This window comes from Streptomyces sp. NPDC048424, assembly GCF_040651555.1.
In the GTDB taxonomy this organism is placed as follows: Bacteria; Actinomycetota; Actinomycetes; order Streptomycetales; family Streptomycetaceae; genus Streptomyces.
This window is the reverse complement of record NZ_JBEZKE010000024.1, coordinates 40,466-56,229: the sequence shown is the minus strand read 5'-3', so window position 1 is coordinate 56,229 and position 15,764 is coordinate 40,466. Positions and strand designations below refer to the sequence as shown.

The following is a 15,764-nucleotide window of genomic DNA, read 5'->3' as shown; positions in this document are numbered from 1 at the left end:
CGAGCCGTCCCCTCTCGCCCCGCCGCCGACCGACAGGACCCCGCGCACCTCGACGGCCCCTGACCGGCCGGAGGACGAAGACCCCTAAGGCCTCGGAGACCTCAACACCTCAACACCTCAACACCTCAACACCCCGCACACCTCACACGCCTCGCACGCCTCAGACCCGTACGAGCCGCTCGCCCCCGGGCTCGACGCCCGGCTCAGTGAGGCCCTCGGGGCCCGCCATCAGGATCGAGCGCTGCAGGCGCCGCAGCGCCACGGACGGCTCCAGCCCCAGCTCGCGCACCAGCGTCCCGCGCAGCCGCTGGTAGACGTCCAGCGCCTCGCCGCGCCGGCCCGAGCGGTGCAGGGCGAGCATGAACTGGCCGTGCAGGTTCTCGTGCGTGCGGTACCGGCTCGCCAGCACGGTCAGTTCGGCCAGCAACTCCCGGTGCCGGCCCAGCCGCAGGTCCGCCTCGATCCGCTGGTCGAGGGCGCACAGCCGCGTCTCCTCCAGCCGTCTGGCCTCCATGTCCAGCTGGACCCCGCCCTGCACGTCGGCGAAGGCCGGCCCGCTCCACAGGGCCAGTGCCTCGCGCAGCAGCCGCGCCGCGGCGGGGAAGTCGCCCGCGTCCATGGCGCGGTAGCCGGTCCCGGCGAGCCGGTCGAACTCCCGCACGTCCAGAACTCCGCCGCCGCTGCTCAGCAGATAGCCGCCCGGCAGGGTGACGAGTATGTCCTTCGCGGTCCGCACGGGATCGCCGGGATCCCGCGGATCGCGGGGATCCGCACCGGCCTCCGTGCCGCCGGCCGCGCTCCGCTCCAGAGCGGTCGCGATGAGGGCGCGTAACTGCAAGACGTACGTCTGGAGCGTCGTGCGCGCGCTGCGCGGCGGTTCGCCCGCCCACAGCTCCTCGATCAGCGCCGATACGGGCACCACCTGGTCGGCATGGAGGGCCAGGAGCGCCAGGACCTGCCGGGGCTTGGGGGCGGTCGGCGTGATGGAGATCCCGTTCTCCCGCACAGCCAACGCGCCCAGTACATCGATGTCCACGCCGTACTCCCCTGTCCTTGGATGAGTCGCACAGCAAGTAGAAAACAGGACCGACGGTTTGTCAATATCAAACCGGTTGCGCTGTTTTACAGACCGACGCCACCTGACTAACGCTCAAAAACCCACTCCCAGCTGGGGTTTCACCAGTCGACGCGCATCCCCTGACGGTCTCCACATCCCTTGATCGCCCCCACCCGGGGCCCCGGAACCGACTCCCACGGCTCTTCAAACAGACCAATCAGTCTGGTACGGCGCCTCGTTACGGGGTGGAACCGCGGCCGGCTTCACCGGCCGACCCTTCCGCCACCAGCCCACCCAGAGTCCCGTCGGCCGCGAGCTGGGGGAGTGTCAGCGTCCAGAACCGGGTGAGGGCGTGGGGCGCCAGCCAGTCCCGTTCGCGGGCTCCCAGGGCCTCCAGCCCCACGGTGGCGGCCACCACCACGCCCGCCGCGTCCCGCGGGGAGAGCCCGTCGGCCAGCGCACCCTGCCGCGCCGCGGCCCGCGCGACCGCCTCGACCCACAGGCGCCACTGCCGGCGCAGGTCGATCGCGCTCCTGCGGGAGACGTCCGCGCACAGCAGGAAGGCGGCCCGCACCACCACGTCCGCCGCCAGCAGGGCCATCAGGGCGTGGGAGGAATCCACCAGCACCTGCAGGGCGTTGCCGTCCACCGCACCGGACGAGGCCGCGACGGCGCCCCACCGCTCGGTGGTGACCTGCCGCAGCGCCTGCGCCGCCCGGTCCTCGACGGCCTGGGCGAGCACGGTCTTGTTCTCGAAGTGGAAGTGCAGCCCGCCGGCGCTCACCCCGGCCCGTCGGCTGATCGCCGCGATCGACGCGGTGACGAAACCCTGCTCGGCGAACACCTCCGCGGCAGCACGGATGAGAGTCTCTCGCGTGCGGGCCGCACGCTCCTGCTTGACCATGGAGTCTCCACAAACCGTCAATGCGGTTTGCCCAGGGGGGTACAAGATCTTGTCGGCCACCGTCTGCGGTCGCACCGGAGCGCGGCTTGTGCCCCGCTGGAGCCGACGTGCGTAAGAGGCCTACGCCAACCCGCCCTGCGGCCGCACTCCCTACGTCGTATACCCCGCCGCCACACGTCTTCACCGCGCGCCTGGACCCCGCGGTCCGCACCGCGGGCGCGGCCTCAGGACAGCGCCGGCTCGGGTTCCTGCGCCGGGTCGGTCCCGATGCCCATCTCCGCGGTCACCCGCCGCCCCCGGTCGGGGCCCAGGTCCAGCCGCGCGAGCACCGCGGGCGTGGAGATGCTCGGGTAGATGTGCTGGTAGACGGCGGCCACCCGCTGTTCGAGGTCCGTCCGGTCGTTGAGGGTCTGCGAGAAGATCTGGGCGCCCGTCCAGCAGGCGGACAGGATCCAGGCCGTCTCGGCGGGATCGACGTGGGGGAGCAGTTCGCCCTGCTCCTTCGCCTCGCTGAGCAGGGCGCGAGTGAAGTCGATCCAGCCCGGTACGGACCCTCCGCCGAAGATGTCGCGCATGCCCGGGCCCAGGGAGAGCCGGGCCCCCGCGCTGAGCATCGGCTCGTGCTTCATCCGGTACGCCAACACCATGGCGACGTCGGCGAGTTCCTGGAGCTTGCTCTCCCGGTGGGGTACCCCGCCCTCGGCGAACTGCTCCTCGAGCACGCCCTGGGCCAGCTCCTGCTTGGAGGAGAAGTGGAAGTAGAGGGCGCCCTTGGTGACCCCCGCCCGCGCGAGGATGTCGGCGATGGTGGCCGCGTCGTAGCCGCGCTCGTCGAAGACCGCCGCCGCCGCTTCCAAGATCGCGCGACGCGTACGTACCGCACGCTCTTGCCGTGCCACGGTGCCTCCGTTGTCCATGGGTCGTGCCTGACGGATCCCCTGACAGGATCCGTCACCCCATCATCCGTCACCTCATCAAAACCAACCAGAAGGTCCGTATTTTAGTCAAGCGCCTCTCCCCAGCCGGGCATCACAATCCGTCACCTCTCCACCAAAACCCCACACCCCCTTCCATCACTTCCCTCCCTTGCGCCTCACACACCCCGCTTCTCGGCCCCCAGCACCACCGGCAGCTCCCGCAGCCCGTTGGAGATGAACGACGCCACTCGCGGCAGCTCTCCGCCCCGCGGGACCGTCAGTTCCGCCTCCGGGAACCTCTCGAAGAAGCGCTCCACGGCGATCGCGCACTCGGCCCGCGCCAGGGTCGCGCCCAGGCAGTAGTGCGTCCCGAAACCGAAGGACAGGTGCTGACCGCGCGTCTCGCGCGTGACGTCGAACCGCTCCGCCCCCGCCCCGTGCAGCTGCGGGTCCCGCCCGACCGAGCCGAAGGACACCAGGATCGGGTCCCCCTGCGGGATCACCACCCCCTCGCCCATGTCGATGTCCTCCACCGCGAACCGCAACAGCCCGTACGAGGCCGGCGGTTCGATGCGCAGCGCCTCCTCGACCACGTCCTCCCAGGATCCGAGTCCCTCCCTTACGGACTTCAACTGCTCCGGGTGGCGCAGCAGTTCGTGGAGGGCGGTGCAGATCAGGTTGACGGTGGTCTCGTAGCCGGCCGTGAAGAGCAGGATCAGGTTGTCGACCAGCTCCTTCTCGCTGAGCCGCACCCCGTCCTCCTCCCCGCCCGAGTCCCGTGCGGCGATCAGCACGCTGGTGATGTCGTCCGCCGGGTGCGCCCGCCGGTACGCGACCACGTCGGCCATCGTCACGTCCATGTCCGCGGCGTTGCGCTGCGCGTCCTCGACCGTGATCGTCGTGTCGAAGAAACCCTTGATGATCTTGTGCAGGGGTGCCCACGACCGCTCCGGGATCCCGAACAGCTCGAAGACCATCCGGGTCGGCAGCTCGTGCGCGAAGCCCGCCCGCAGATCGACCACCCGGCCCGGCGGCAGCGCGGCCAGGCCGTCCAGCAGCCCGTCCACGACCTCCCCGATCCTCGGCCGCAGGGCGGCGACGCGCCGCGAGGTGAACGCGGCGGCCACCGGCCTGCGCAGGCGGGTGTGCTCCTCCCCGTAGGCGGTGATCATGTTCTGCACGGAGACCCAGATCGACAGCGGCCACTCGGCGCCGACCTCTCCGCTGATCCACGCCGGCCAGTGCCGGTAGGCGTCCTTCGACACCCGCGGATCCACCAGCAGCCTGCGGATGTCGGCGTGCCGGTTGACGGCCCAGCCGGTCACCCCGCCGGGCAGCAGCACCTGCGTCGCCGGCGCCTGCTCCCGGATGCGCGCCGCCTCGGCGTGCACGTCCGCTCCGGAGAGGTCGATCGCTATGGGGCACTGACGGTTCATCTGACGGCTCTCCAGGATGGCGGCGAACATCGGTCACAGGGGGCAGCGGACTGCCGACACCCTGCGTTCAGAAACCATCCATCCGGTTCTTTAGTGACCGGCGGCGGCCCCGATTCTGACATTGCCCCACCCCGCCTGCCAATGGTTTGCCGGACGGGTTCCGCCACACGGCGATCACTCAAGGAAGGCCTGAACGTTGCCCGTTGAACAACATGTGACCATGGCCTGCCGGACCGGCGCATATGACCGGAAGCCCTTCTCCCACTTGGCCCGTGATCCCCCGCATCGCGAGCGACAGCCGCCATCCTGATATTCGCTGGTCGACGTCACGGCGGCCCCGCACTGTCTTGATCGGCCACCCCCGGCCATGGCGCACGAGCGACATCCACTCTCCCTCCGCACCTTGCAAACCAAACCGGAGAGTACGTATCTTGCGTTTCGCGTACGCAACCCGTCCCATCCGTCAAACGGCTCTGCGGGAGAGGTCCCATGACCATGCTGACGACCCGGAACCACGCGCCCGTCCTCCCGCTCAGGGGAGTGGGAGAACCCTGGACGCGCTGCAACGAGGCCCCAGTACTGACCACCACGGTGCCCAGGGAGTACGTCCACCGCAGCTCACTCGCCGAGGTCTTCCTCACCGGCTGCGACCGCATCTGCGACGACACCTTCTCCCTCACCGGACAGTGGCCCCGCGCCCACACCTTCTTCACCAGCGCCGACGGCCGCGGCCACGACCCCGTACAGGCCGGCGAGACCATCAGACAGGCCGGCCTCTACCTCTGCCACGCCGTCTACGGAGTCCCCCTCGGCCACAACGTCCTCCTCTGGAGCCTGGACTTCACCACCCGCCCCGAGCAGCTGCGCATAGGCCGCGGCCCGAGCGAACTCGACATGACCGCCCGCTGCACGGACTTCATCTGGAAGGGCAGCCGCTTCTCCGGCTTCCTCCAGGTCGACATCCACCGCGACGGCGAACTCGCCGCCTCCGGCACCGCCCGCTTCACCTGCGTCGCCCCCACCACCTACCGCCGGCTGCGCGGCGACCGCGGGCACGTCGGCTTAACGCGCCCGCTCGCCCGCCGCACGCCCGTACCCGCCGCCTCCGCGGGCCGGCTCGTGCCCTTCGACGTGGTCCTCGCCCCCGCCGACCGGCCCGGCCGCTGGCTGCTGAACCCCGACCTCGACCACCCGATCCTCTTCGAGCACGCCAACGACCACCACCCCGGCATGGTCCTGGTCGAAGCCGCCCGCCAAGCCGCCTGCGGACTCCACCTCCCCGGTACGTTCACCCCCACCGGCCTGTCCACCGAGTTCCACCAGTACGCGGAACTGGACACCCCCTGCTGGGTCGACGCCACCGTCGTCGCACCCGGCCGCGTCGAGATCACCGGCCACCAGGACGGCCGCACCGTCTTCACCTCGACGGTGACCGGCCGCCACGAAGAGAGCCACGCCATGTTCCCCCTGCGGTGACCGGCGCAGCCCCCACCGGCCGCCCCGCCACGCCCAGGGGCGAGTCAGCGGCGCACCTGCCGGCCCTCGCCGCGGTACCAGTCGGCGTACTGACCGAACGCCTGCGAGAACCGCGCCCCGGGGGAGGCCTCCAGTTGCCCCCACAGCCGTCCGCTGTCGTACCAGTGGTCCACCGCCAGCAGCGACACCTGCCGCCGCACCACCGGATCCGGACCGTCCGGGCCCCCCACCAGCTCCAGCGCCCCGGACAGGTCCACCTCCCCCCTCGGCAGCGGCAACCCCAGCTCCCGCGCCACCGTCCCCACCAACTCCCGCGCCGTCACCGGCTCGGGATGACCCGCATGCAGCACACCGCTCGCACCCTCCTCCCGTACGGCCAACTCGGCGATCGCACCGGCCAGCGCATCCACCGACACCACGGACATCCGGGCCCGCCCGCCCTCCACCCAGTGCGGCAACCGCGCGAGCAACCGCACCAGCGACGGCACCACCCAACGGTCCCCCCGCCCGTACACCAGATGCGGCCGCACCACCGCCCCGCCCGCCGCCAGCACCATCCGCTCACCGACGAGCCGGGTCACACTGGTCACCGACCCCGGCTCCTCGGCGAGCTCCCCTTCCACCGCACCCCGGTGCGCCCCCTCCCGGTACACGGCCGCCGTGCCCAGCTGCACGATCCGCCGCACCCCGGCCCGCTCCGCCTCCGCCAACAGCGCCCGCGTACCGTCCACGTTGACGGCCCGGCACTCCTCGGCCGTGCCCCCGATCCGCGCGGCGAGATGCAGCACGCAGTCCACCCCCTCGCACAGCCCGCGCAGCGACCCGGACCGCACGAGGTCCCCCCGCACACCCTCCACCCCTGACGGCACATCAGAGCGGTGCGCCAACGCCCGTACTCCCACGCCCTCCTTCACCAGCCGCTCCACCACCACGGAACCGACGAATCCGGCCGCACCCGTCACCAGCACAACTCTTCTTCTCATCACGCCCCCCATCCCATCGTGTTACGGTCGCGCCGTGACGGGGGAGACCAGCAATTCTCTGATGGCGGGCAAATCGGCGCTGATCACGGGCGCGAGCGCGGGCATCGGCGCGGCCGCCGCACGCGTCTTCTGCCGCGAAGGCGCCTCGGTGACCCTGGTGGCCCGCCGCGAACCCCAACTCGCCGCCCTCACCCGGGAACTGCGCGCCGCCGGCCACCAGGCCCAGTACGTCGTCGCCGACGTCTCCCGCACCGAGGACGTGGCCCGCGCCGTCGACGCGGCCGTCGCCGCCCACGGCCGCCTCGACGCCGCCTTCAACAACGCCGGCGTCGGCGCGACCCCCCAGCCGATGCACCTGCTCGACGAAGACGCCTACGACACCGTGATGGACACCAACGTCCGCGGCGTCTGGAACTGCATGCGCCACGAAATCCGCGCCATGCTGGCAGGCGGCGGCGGCTCGATCGTGAACAACAGCAGCACCGCCGGCCTCGTCGCCACCCCGGTCACAGCGACCTACATCGCCTCCAAACACGCCGTCCTCGGCTTCACCAAGGCCGCGGCCTGCGAGTACGCCACCCACAACATCCGCATCAACGCCATCGCCCCCGGCTCCACCCGCAGCGAGATGATCGACAACTGGCTCCAGCAGAACCCGGCGATGGAAGACGTCCTCCTCCAGTCGGCCCCCCTCCCGCGCATCGCCGACCCGGCGGAAATCGCCGAGGCGGCCGCCTGGCTCTGCAGCGACCGCGCCTCCTTCGTCCTGGGCACGACCCTCTCGGTGGACGGCGGCTGGACAACGCGCTGAACCCGTCCACCACCGCACCCTGACCCCGGCCGCGGAACGCCCGGCAACGAGGGGGAGGGGTGTACCTGGATACACCCCCCTCGGCATCCACGTACAAGGACGGACCGCACCCCTCACCGGCAAAGTCGAAGACGGGGGGCGTGAGAGCCGCGCCCCCGGCGACCCACGGGGGAGGCCGGGCAGCATGCCGGACCACAAGCAGGGCCAGGCGCAGGCGCAGGTACAAGTCCAGGTGCGGGAAAAGGCGGAACGCAGCGGATGGGCGGCCCAGGCAGGGGTGTTCCTCGCCGTCGCCTTCGTCGCGGCGGGAATCTGCGGAGCCCTCCAGCCCGCGACCGGGATACCACCCGAGGTGGTGCAACTGACCCAGTTCGGCCCCGCCCTCGCCGTGGCGGCCGTGGCCCTGCTGTGGCCCGCCCGGACCAAGGACCGGCTCGCCGGAACCCTGCCCGCCCGCGCCGGCCGGCCGGCAGGCCGCGCACCACGGTCGGCCACCGGCCGGACGGCCCTCCTGCTCACCCCCGCCCTGATCATCGCCCTGTCCGCAGGCGGCATCCTGCTCACCTCCGGCACGCTCCCCGCCACCAACCCCCCGGCCCTGGCACACCCCCTGGCCCTGCTCGTGGCCGCCCAGCTCCTCGGCGCCTGCGCCGAGGAGATCGGCTGGCGCTGCTACCTCCAGCCCTTGCTGCGCACCCGCTTCGGCCCGGTCACCGCCTCCGCTCTGGTCGGGACCGTCTGGGGCCTGTGGCACGTACCCGCCCTCGCACAAGGACCGGCGTACGCGGCCGGATTCCTGACGGCCACCGTCGCGATGTCCGTGATCCTCGGCCTGGCCCTGGAACGCGTACGGAGCAACCGGCTGCTCCTCGCGGGCGGCTTCCACACCCTGGTCAACCTCGGCCTGCTGCTCGTGACGGACGAGACGTCGCCCGCGGCGGCCCCCATGATGGTCTTCGGCGCCGCCTGCCTGGCCGCAGCGCTCCCATGGCTCGCCCGAGCCCGAGCCCGAGCCCGCCGCACGGCGAGCGCGCCGGATAGGATCACCGCCGCAACAGCGCACGCACCGCGCTGACATGACGGAACCACAGGTGGGCATGGCACAGGCAGACATACGCCCCGGCATCAGGGGCCAACTCGCCGACATCGGCCGATGCCAGCTGCTCTCGCTCACCGCGCTCGCCGTGACCGGGGCCGGCACCCTCGTGGTCGGGGCACTGCTGCTCCTGCCCGTCGGCATCGGCTTCCTCCTGCTCCCGCCCGCCGCGGCGTTCCTGCGCCGCATGTCCGACCGCTACCGCGCCCGGGCCGCCCGCTGGACGGGAACCGTGATCAGCCCGCCGCAGCCGCTCCCACCCCGGCCGGCCGCACCCCGGGGGACCGCCGGCCGCCACCGGCAGGCCCGCGCACTCCTCGGCGACGACGGGTTCTGGCACGACCTGCGCTGGGCCTGGGCGGAGCCGTGGACGGGCGCACTGCTCGCCGCGCTGCCGCCGGCCCTCCTCGAGTACGGCCTCTTCGGCGCGGCCGTGCAGCCCTTCGTCTGGCGGCGCCTGGGCGACGGCAACTGGTACGCCTTCATCCTGGTCGACTCCACCCCGGCGATGCTCGCCGCGCTCCTGCTCGGCCTCGGATTCACCTTCGCCGGGATCCGGCTGGCCCCCGCCACCCTGCGGCTGCACGCACGCTGGAGCGGACGCCTGCTCGCCGCCCCGCACACCACCGAACTCGCCCGCCGCATCGAACACCTCGCAGGCTCCCGCGCCGACGTCCTCGACGTCCAGGCCGCCGAACTCCGGCGCATCGAGCGGGACCTGCACGACGGGGCACAGGCCCGCCTCGTCGCCCTGGGCATGACCCTGGACGAAGCCACCCGGCTCCTCGACCGCGACCCCCCGGCCGCCCGCGCACTCCTGCGCGACGTACGGGCCACCGCCGAGCGGGCACTCCAGGACCTCCGCGAACTCGTCCACGGCGTCCTGCCCCCCGTCCTCGCCGACCGCGGCCTCGGCGACGCGGTGCGCTCCCTGGCCCTCGACAGCCACCTCGACGTGCACATCGAGGTGGCCCTGCACGGCCGGCTCCCCGCCCCCGTCGAGTCCGCCGGCTACTTCGCCGTCGCGGAACTCCTCGCCAACGCCGCCAAGCACTCCGGCGCCCCCGCGGTCCGCATCCGCCTCAGCCACGCCGACGACGTCCTGCGCGTCACCGTCACCGACGAAGGCCGCGGCGGCGCGGACCCCGACGGAAGCGGACTGCGGGGCGTACGGCGCCGGCTGGACCCCTTCGACGGAACCCTCGTCCTGCACAGCCCGCGGGGCGGCCCGACCACCGCGACCTTGGAGATACCGTGCGCGTCGTCCTCGCCGAAGACCTCTTCCTCCTCCGGGACGGGCTGACGCGCACCCTGCGGGAACACGGCTTCGAGGTGATCGCCGCGGTCGACAACGGCCCCGCCCTGCTCAAAACCCTCCTCGAAGAGGAACCGGACGTGGCCGTGGTCGACATCCGCCTGCCACCCACCTTCACCGACGAAGGCCTCCAAGCCGCCCTGGAAGCACGCCGGTCCCGGCCCGCCCTGCCCGTCCTCGTCCTGTCCCAGTACGTCGACCAGCTCTACGCACACGAACTGCTCGCCGGAGGCCACGGCGCGATCGGCTACCTCCTCAAGGACCGGATCACGCACACCACCCAGTTCATCGACGCGGTCCGCACCGTCGCCACCGGCGGTACGGTCATGGACCCCCAGGTCATCGCACGGCTCCTGGCCCGCAGCGACGCCCGCGGCACCACCGCGCAACTGACACCGCGCGAACTGGACGTCCTGGCCCTGATGGCCGAGGGCCGCTCCAACACCGCCGTCGCCCACGCCCTGTTCATCAGCGAGAGCGCGGTCGCCAAACACACCGCCGCCATCTTCACCAAACTCCGCATCGAACCCTCCGCGGACGACAACCGCCGCGTCCTGGCCGTCCTGGCCTACCTGAAACGCTAGACGGCGCGGCTACAGCTTGAGCTGGAAGTACGCCGTACCGCGCTCGCGGCGGTAGCCGAGGGACTCGTTCACCGTCCGCATGGGCGTGTTCTCGTCCGCCACCGTGGTGGCGATCCGGCGCAGTGCCGGATACCGGCCGGCGGCATGGGCCGCCATGTGCAGCTTCACGGCGCGGCCCAGGCCCCGGCCGCGGTGGCGGGGGGTGACCACCGTGTCGTACTGGAGCGCGCGCGTGCCGCAGGGATCCGGCAGGACCAGTTCCGTGTAGGCCCCCACCTCACCCTCGGGGGTCACCGCCGCGACCGTGATCAGCTCCCCGCCCCGGTCCAGGACCAGCTGCTGCACAAAGTGCAGCCGCCGCGCGGTCCAGGGCTCGAGCCGCAGGTCCATGTCCCCGCTCGGCGCATCCTCCATCGCCCCGTGGGCCGCCGCCGCGGCCGGAGCCCAGGCGTCCGGCACCAGGCCGTGCCAGGCGAGGAGCTCGTAGCCGGGCGTGGCCGGGACCGGCGCGGGCCGCTCGGGGAACTCCTGCTCGTACCAGGCCATCGGCAGCACGTTCACGAACCCGAGCGACTCGGCGAACGCCTGCCCCGCACCGCCGAGGTCCACCATCGCCTCGACGGAGGTCCGCCCGTCCGCGACCAGCTCCGCACGGACCCGCTCCCACAAGGCCGTGCCCACGCCCCGGCGCCGCGCCCGCGGCGGCACGGCCAGCACGTCCACGAACGCGGTGTGCCGGTTGGCCTCCTCCGAGAACAGGACCAGAGCGGCCACACCCGCACCCTCTTCCGCCGCCCAGAGCACGGCCCGTCCGCGGCCCGACGGCACGCGCAGCCGGCCGGCGACCTCCGTCCGCGAGGGAGCGGGCAACTGCGGCAGGTCGGCCGCCGCGGCGGAGGCCAGGACCGCCAGCCAGGAGTCGACCCCGGTCTCGGCCACGGGCAGCGTCAACATGTTGATCTTCATGCCACCGACCTTAGGCCGTACCGGACCTGACGGTCGGACAGGCCGGCTTCAGCTGTCGCGGTCCCACCGCAGGGCGGCGAGCGTGGCAGGGAACGCGATGAGCGCCCAGACGGCCACCGTCGTGCCCGCCGCCATCCAGGCGTCCCACACCGTCATGGCGAAGAACGACACGACGAGGGGAACCACCACCACACACAGGACCTTCGCCATGCCGAAGCCGACCCGCGGCGTGACGGGGCGGCCGGTGGCATGACAGCGGGCCCGGCGGGCACTGCCGAACGCGGCGATGAACGCCACCCCCGTCATCCACACGCCGACCAGCGTGATCCCGACGTACATGGTCGCCTCGTCGGGCAGCCCCGGCAGCGTCTCACTGACTCCGTCGTGGCGGACGGAGACCTGGACGTCCCGCCAGGTGACGACCTCCACCTCGGCACCGGGCTTGACCAGCCGAGACAGTTCGCCGTCCGGATCGAGGTTGAACGGCCGATCGGCGGGAGCCGGAACGGGCGCCCGCAGCCGCACCTGAAAAATGGTCGCCTTCTTCGGGCCGCTCTTGGCGGCCTGAGCGGACAGCACGGTGGCACGGACCGTACGCAGGCAGGCGCCCGTCCCCTGCGCCTCCCGCTCTTCCCGCGCCTCGGCGCACGGCCGGGCTCCCAGGAACGACTTCTCGTAGGCGATCTGCCCCGTGATCAGGCTGCCCACCGCGGCGGAGAGCGCCAGCAGCACCACCCCCAGCAGCGCCCAGCCCACCGCCCCCCACCACTCGTCCCGGGCCCGGCCCCCCGCCCCCGCCGGCTGCTCCCTCGTGTCCAGAGCCATGTCGTTTCCCCCCTTGCGCCGTGGGCCAGTTCACCCACCCCCCGGCCATGCCACTGCGGCCCGCCGAGGAGGCCGCCGCGAACGCGCCCCGCCCCCTACGGACGGCACACACGGAACGACGGTTCCCCCACAACCCCATCAGCCACAGTGGCCGTAGTGGGGAGCAGCCGTCGCTACGATTCTTGGGCTGCCGCAGGGAGGTTGTGCCACGCGTGTCCGCAGGCGCCCTTGCAGTACGTCTCCCTGCGGCGGGTATCGGCGACGGCGAACACGGAGACGAGCACACGGAACGCCGTCACGTGCTCATCGGCGGGGAGCCCCGGACCGCGCCACCCCGGCGCGGCCGTCTGCGGCTGTGATGTGCGCCTGCATCGCGTACCCGCCGACCTGCCGCAGCACCTCCTGCCGGCCCGCGGGGGAGAGGCCGGAGAACCAGGCGGCACCGTCGTCCAACGTGCGGAGCTCCTGGGCCACTTCGTTGACGACCCGCTCGGTCTCGCGCCGGAGGCCGGCACCGTCCTCACTGCTCGTTCCGGTCATCTCTTGATCATCCCACGCCGCCGAGTACCGCCGCAGGTGCCGCCTCCAGGGCGGCCCCGGCGCCCTGGCCGGTCCCCTCGGCCTGGAAACCCTCGTAGGCGCGAGGACGCCCCGTGGAGCCGGCGGCCCGTGCCGCTCCGCTTGGGTTCAGCGAACCGATCCGCTGCCCACAGCCCACCCGTCATGCCGACACCGTACGCGGCGGCCGCCGGCCGCCGAGAACGAACCCGCCCCGCCGGAGACCGAAGGCCCAACGCCGAACTAAACGGAAGCCGACGCCAGTTCAGGACGCGCCCGGCACCACGCGCGCGTTGTCGACGTACAGACACAGCGCGCCGTCCTCGGGGCACCTCAGGCCGACCGAGATGCCCCGTACCGCCCCGTCCCGCGTGAGGGCGAGCGCGACCGCCACCTGGAACACGTCGTGCCCTGCGGGGCAACGGGGGAGGTCCGACCGCTCGAAGCCGGGGCCCGGCGAGGCGGGCGGCAGCGGGGTCTCGGTCGGTTCGAGCGTCCACGGGTAGGCGTCGGGCCGCATCTCCCCGTCCTTGATGCCGAGAGGTATGCAGCAACCCACGCAGAAGCACTCGCCCTTGGCGGCTTCGAACTCGTCCGCTCCGCCGCCGCACAGCACGCACTCGGCGACCAGCGCCTCGACGCGCCCGCCCGGCTCCGTACGGGCGCCACCGCGCACCATGCGCAGTACGTCCTCGGGCCCCGCAGAGGGCTTGCCCACCGCTGCGTACGTCGTCCACACCGCCTCATGATCCATGGTGGGGATCCTCGCACGCGGCCAGACGCCGCGGTCACGAAGACGGCCGTTGTCAGTGGCGGGCGCGAGGATGCGGGCACAGCGCCGAACCGGCCACCGTCCAAGGGGTTTTCCATGTCCGTTTCCGATTCCGTTTCCGGGCCCGCAGCCGACGCCGCGGCGAGCGTTCCGTTCCCCACCGGCTGGTGCGCGACCGACCTGGGAGGTTTCCGGCCCTGCGCCTCCACCTACGACGTGTATCCCGTGGAGAGCCTGCCGCCGCTGGACGCCGCGCGACTCGACGGCCGGTTCGACTGGCTCGGCGGGGCGGACGGACCGCGATCGGAACACGGGGAGCACCTCGCGGCCCTGGCGCGCGAGCTGGGGGAGGCCGGGCTGGCGCTCCCCGAGGGCTTCGCCGCCTTCTACGGCAGCGAGCGCCTCCACCGCGCCTTCGACGAGGTCTCGGTGACGGCGTGCTGGAGCCACCTCTCCGGCCCGCTGCGCAGCCCGATGGAGGAGGGTGCCCGCCTCGTACGGTTCTTGCGGGACCAGCAGGACTGCGTCATCTGGTACCTGTACCTGCACCCCTGCGGCGAGGCGTTCGTGGTCTTCTCGCACGTGGAACTGGAGTCCGCCGGCTGGTGGGCGGACGGGGAGCCGACCGAGGACGTCCGGGCCGCGGTGGCCGCTTCGCTGATGCGGTGCGCCGACACCTTCGAGGAGTTCGCGTACCGCTTCGTCGTGGAGAACGAGCTGTGGATGCGGGAGAACTCCACCGGCGTCGCCGACGGCCCGCTCGCCCCCCGCCTCCAGGAGTACGCCGACCACTACGCGCCCGCCGCCCCCTGACCCGCCCGGGCCCGCAACGGCCCGCCACGGCGGAATCGACGACGCTGCGCCAACCCGGCAACGGCTCGCGGACGTGTACCCGTGAACACCGGTGGAAGGGCCGATTCCGACGTACGGTCGAGCAACCGGCCGAGCCCTGCCGCCGGCACCGCACACCTGGCCGGGGTCGGCTCCTCGACGCCATGACCGGAACAGGAGCAGCCGATGCTTCTCTACGCCCAGACCCCAGCGCGGCGCAACCGCCAGATCCTCGCGGACCTGATCGCCGTGGTCCTGATCGCCGCCGCGGTGTGGTTCGCCCTGGCCGTCCACGACGCGATCATGCTGCTGGCCGAGCCCGGACGGAAGGTGGAGAGCTCCGGCGAAGGCCTCGCCACCGCCCTCCACGACGCCGGCGAGACGGCCTCGGACGTGCCGCTGGTCGGCGATCTGCTGAAGAAGCCGTTCCAGTCCGCGGCCGACGCCGGCACCGGGATCGCCGACGCCGGACAGTCGCTCCAGGACGCCGTCAGCCAGGTGGCCACCCTGGCCACCGTCGTCCTCATCGTCATCCCCGTGGCCTTCGTGCTCCTGCTGTGGCTTCCCCTGCGCCTGCGCTGGATCCGGCGCAGCGCCACCATCCGGCGCCTGCGCGACGCACCCGCAGGCGCCGACCTGCTCGCGCTGCGCGCCCTCACCGGACCGCCGGGCGACCTCCTCGCGGTCCCCGCCCCGCCGGGCGGCCTCGCGGACGCCTGGCGCCGCGGCGACCAGCAGGTCGTCGCGGCTCTGTCCGAGATCGCACTCAGGCGAGCGGGCCTGCGCCCCTGACGGGCGCGCCGGCGGCCGGGGCCCTCAGCCGTGTGAGGCCCCGGCCGCGTCCACCACCTCAAGGCCTTCGCGACGCATCCGTTCACTGCCCCAGGCACCCAGCGCCCCGAGCGCCTGGTTGAGCGTGCGCCCGTGCTCGGTCAGGGAGTACTCCACCCGCGGCGGCACCTCGGCGTAGACCTCCCGGTGCACGAGCCCGTCCTCCTCCATCTCCCGCAGGTGCTGGGTCAGCATCTTCTCGCTCACTCCCGGCAGACCGCGACGGAGCGCGGCGAAGCGGCGTACGCGATGGGCTTCGAGTTCCCAGAGGATCAGCCCCTTCCACTTGCCGCTCACCACATCGAGCGCCGCGTCGATGCCGCAGATGTAAGGCCCGCGCCTCGGCGCCTTGGCCATCACCGATCCCCCTTACTAAAAGGTAAGTACCCCAGGAAATAGTGG

The 15,764-nt window shown here is 72.4% G+C and carries 18 protein-coding genes; 7 read left to right on the top strand and 11 right to left on the bottom strand.

Annotated features, from left to right (window positions below; genetic code table 11):
- Positions 1-160 precede the first annotated feature (160 nt).
- From AB0D29_RS28405 to AB0D29_RS28390, 4 genes are all read right to left on the bottom strand, one after another.
- On the bottom strand, positions 161-1,036 hold the full coding sequence (locus tag AB0D29_RS28405; protein WP_362858113.1) for an AfsR/SARP family transcriptional regulator: 876 nt from the start codon (positions 1,034-1,036) through the stop codon (positions 161-163).
- Between the two features lie 259 nt (positions 1,037-1,295).
- On the bottom strand, positions 1,296-1,961 hold the full coding sequence (locus AB0D29_RS28400; protein WP_362858112.1) for a TetR/AcrR family transcriptional regulator: 666 nt from the start codon (positions 1,959-1,961) through the stop codon (positions 1,296-1,298).
- Positions 1,962-2,185: 224 nt separating this feature from the next.
- Positions 2,186-2,860, bottom strand: coding sequence for a ScbR family autoregulator-binding transcription factor (locus tag AB0D29_RS28395; RefSeq protein WP_362858110.1), 675 nt, complete (start codon positions 2,858-2,860; stop codon positions 2,186-2,188).
- Between the two features lie 194 nt (positions 2,861-3,054).
- Positions 3,055-4,344 carry a cytochrome P450 gene (locus AB0D29_RS28390; RefSeq protein WP_362858109.1) on the bottom strand — a complete coding sequence of 430 codons (1,290 nt, stop codon included), beginning with the start codon at positions 4,342-4,344 and terminating at the stop codon, positions 3,055-3,057.
- Between the two features lie 459 nt (positions 4,345-4,803).
- On the opposite strand from AB0D29_RS28390, the gene AB0D29_RS28385 reads away from it, so the two are divergent.
- Positions 4,804-5,790: a ScbA/BarX family gamma-butyrolactone biosynthesis protein gene (locus AB0D29_RS28385; protein WP_362858108.1), complete on the top strand. Its 987-nt coding sequence runs from the start codon at positions 4,804-4,806 to the stop codon at positions 5,788-5,790.
- A 44-nt stretch (positions 5,791-5,834) separates the two neighbouring features.
- Here the strand turns inward: AB0D29_RS28385 and AB0D29_RS28380 are convergent, their stop codons facing one another.
- Positions 5,835-6,773 (bottom strand): NAD-dependent epimerase/dehydratase family protein, encoded by a 939-nt coding sequence (locus tag AB0D29_RS28380; protein WP_362858107.1) that lies wholly within the window; start codon positions 6,771-6,773, stop codon positions 5,835-5,837.
- Positions 6,774-6,834: 61 nt separating this feature from the next.
- Between AB0D29_RS28380 and AB0D29_RS28375 the strand changes: the two genes are divergently transcribed.
- From AB0D29_RS28375 to AB0D29_RS28360, 4 genes are all read left to right on the top strand, one after another.
- Positions 6,835-7,584, top strand: a complete 750-nt coding sequence (locus tag AB0D29_RS28375; protein WP_362858183.1) for a glucose 1-dehydrogenase — start codon at positions 6,835-6,837, stop codon at positions 7,582-7,584.
- A 184-nt stretch (positions 7,585-7,768) separates the two neighbouring features.
- Positions 7,769-8,659 carry a CPBP family intramembrane glutamic endopeptidase gene (locus AB0D29_RS28370; RefSeq protein WP_362858106.1) on the top strand — a complete coding sequence of 297 codons (891 nt, stop codon included), beginning with the start codon at positions 7,769-7,771 and terminating at the stop codon, positions 8,657-8,659.
- 22 nt (positions 8,660-8,681) lie between these two features.
- Positions 8,682-9,983: a histidine kinase gene (locus AB0D29_RS28365; RefSeq protein WP_362858104.1), complete on the top strand. Its 1,302-nt coding sequence runs from the start codon at positions 8,682-8,684 to the stop codon at positions 9,981-9,983.
- Positions 9,935-10,579: a response regulator transcription factor gene (locus AB0D29_RS28360; protein WP_362858103.1), complete on the top strand. Its 645-nt coding sequence runs from the start codon at positions 9,935-9,937 to the stop codon at positions 10,577-10,579. The genes AB0D29_RS28365 and AB0D29_RS28360 overlap by 49 nt, the downstream gene beginning before the upstream one ends.
- A 9-nt stretch (positions 10,580-10,588) precedes the next feature.
- On the opposite strand, the gene AB0D29_RS28355 is transcribed toward AB0D29_RS28360, so the two are convergent.
- From AB0D29_RS28355 to AB0D29_RS28335, 5 genes are all read right to left on the bottom strand, one after another.
- Positions 10,589-11,545 carry a GNAT family N-acetyltransferase gene (locus AB0D29_RS28355; RefSeq protein ID WP_362858102.1) on the bottom strand — a complete coding sequence of 319 codons (957 nt, stop codon included), beginning with the start codon at positions 11,543-11,545 and terminating at the stop codon, positions 10,589-10,591.
- 48 nt (positions 11,546-11,593) lie between these two features.
- On the bottom strand, positions 11,594-12,370 hold the full coding sequence (locus AB0D29_RS28350; protein WP_362858101.1) for a hypothetical protein: 777 nt from the start codon (positions 12,368-12,370) through the stop codon (positions 11,594-11,596).
- Positions 12,371-12,543: 173 nt separating this feature from the next.
- Complete coding sequence (locus AB0D29_RS28345; protein ID WP_362858181.1) at positions 12,544-12,642, bottom strand: DUF5958 family protein; 99 nt, start codon at positions 12,640-12,642, stop codon at positions 12,544-12,546.
- A gap of 31 nt (positions 12,643-12,673) precedes the next feature.
- Positions 12,674-12,910, bottom strand: coding sequence for a DUF5958 family protein (locus tag AB0D29_RS28340; protein ID WP_362858100.1), 237 nt, complete (start codon positions 12,908-12,910; stop codon positions 12,674-12,676).
- A 283-nt stretch (positions 12,911-13,193) separates the two neighbouring features.
- Complete coding sequence (locus tag AB0D29_RS28335; protein WP_362858099.1) at positions 13,194-13,682, bottom strand: hypothetical protein; 489 nt, start codon at positions 13,680-13,682, stop codon at positions 13,194-13,196.
- 114 nt (positions 13,683-13,796) lie between these two features.
- On the opposite strand from AB0D29_RS28335, the gene AB0D29_RS28330 reads away from it, so the two are divergent.
- On the top strand, positions 13,797-14,513 hold the full coding sequence (locus tag AB0D29_RS28330) for a hypothetical protein (protein WP_362858097.1): 717 nt from the start codon (positions 13,797-13,799) through the stop codon (positions 14,511-14,513).
- A 204-nt stretch (positions 14,514-14,717) separates the two neighbouring features.
- The gene (locus AB0D29_RS28325; protein ID WP_362858095.1) at positions 14,718-15,323 is read left to right on the top strand and encodes a hypothetical protein; all 606 of its coding nucleotides are present in this window, start codon (positions 14,718-14,720) and stop codon (positions 15,321-15,323) included.
- 24 nt (positions 15,324-15,347) lie between these two features.
- Here AB0D29_RS28325 and AB0D29_RS28320 read toward each other — a convergent pair whose 3' ends face one another.
- Complete coding sequence (locus tag AB0D29_RS28320; protein ID WP_362858093.1) at positions 15,348-15,719, bottom strand: helix-turn-helix domain-containing protein; 372 nt, start codon at positions 15,717-15,719, stop codon at positions 15,348-15,350.
- Positions 15,720-15,764: the final 45 nt, after the last annotated feature.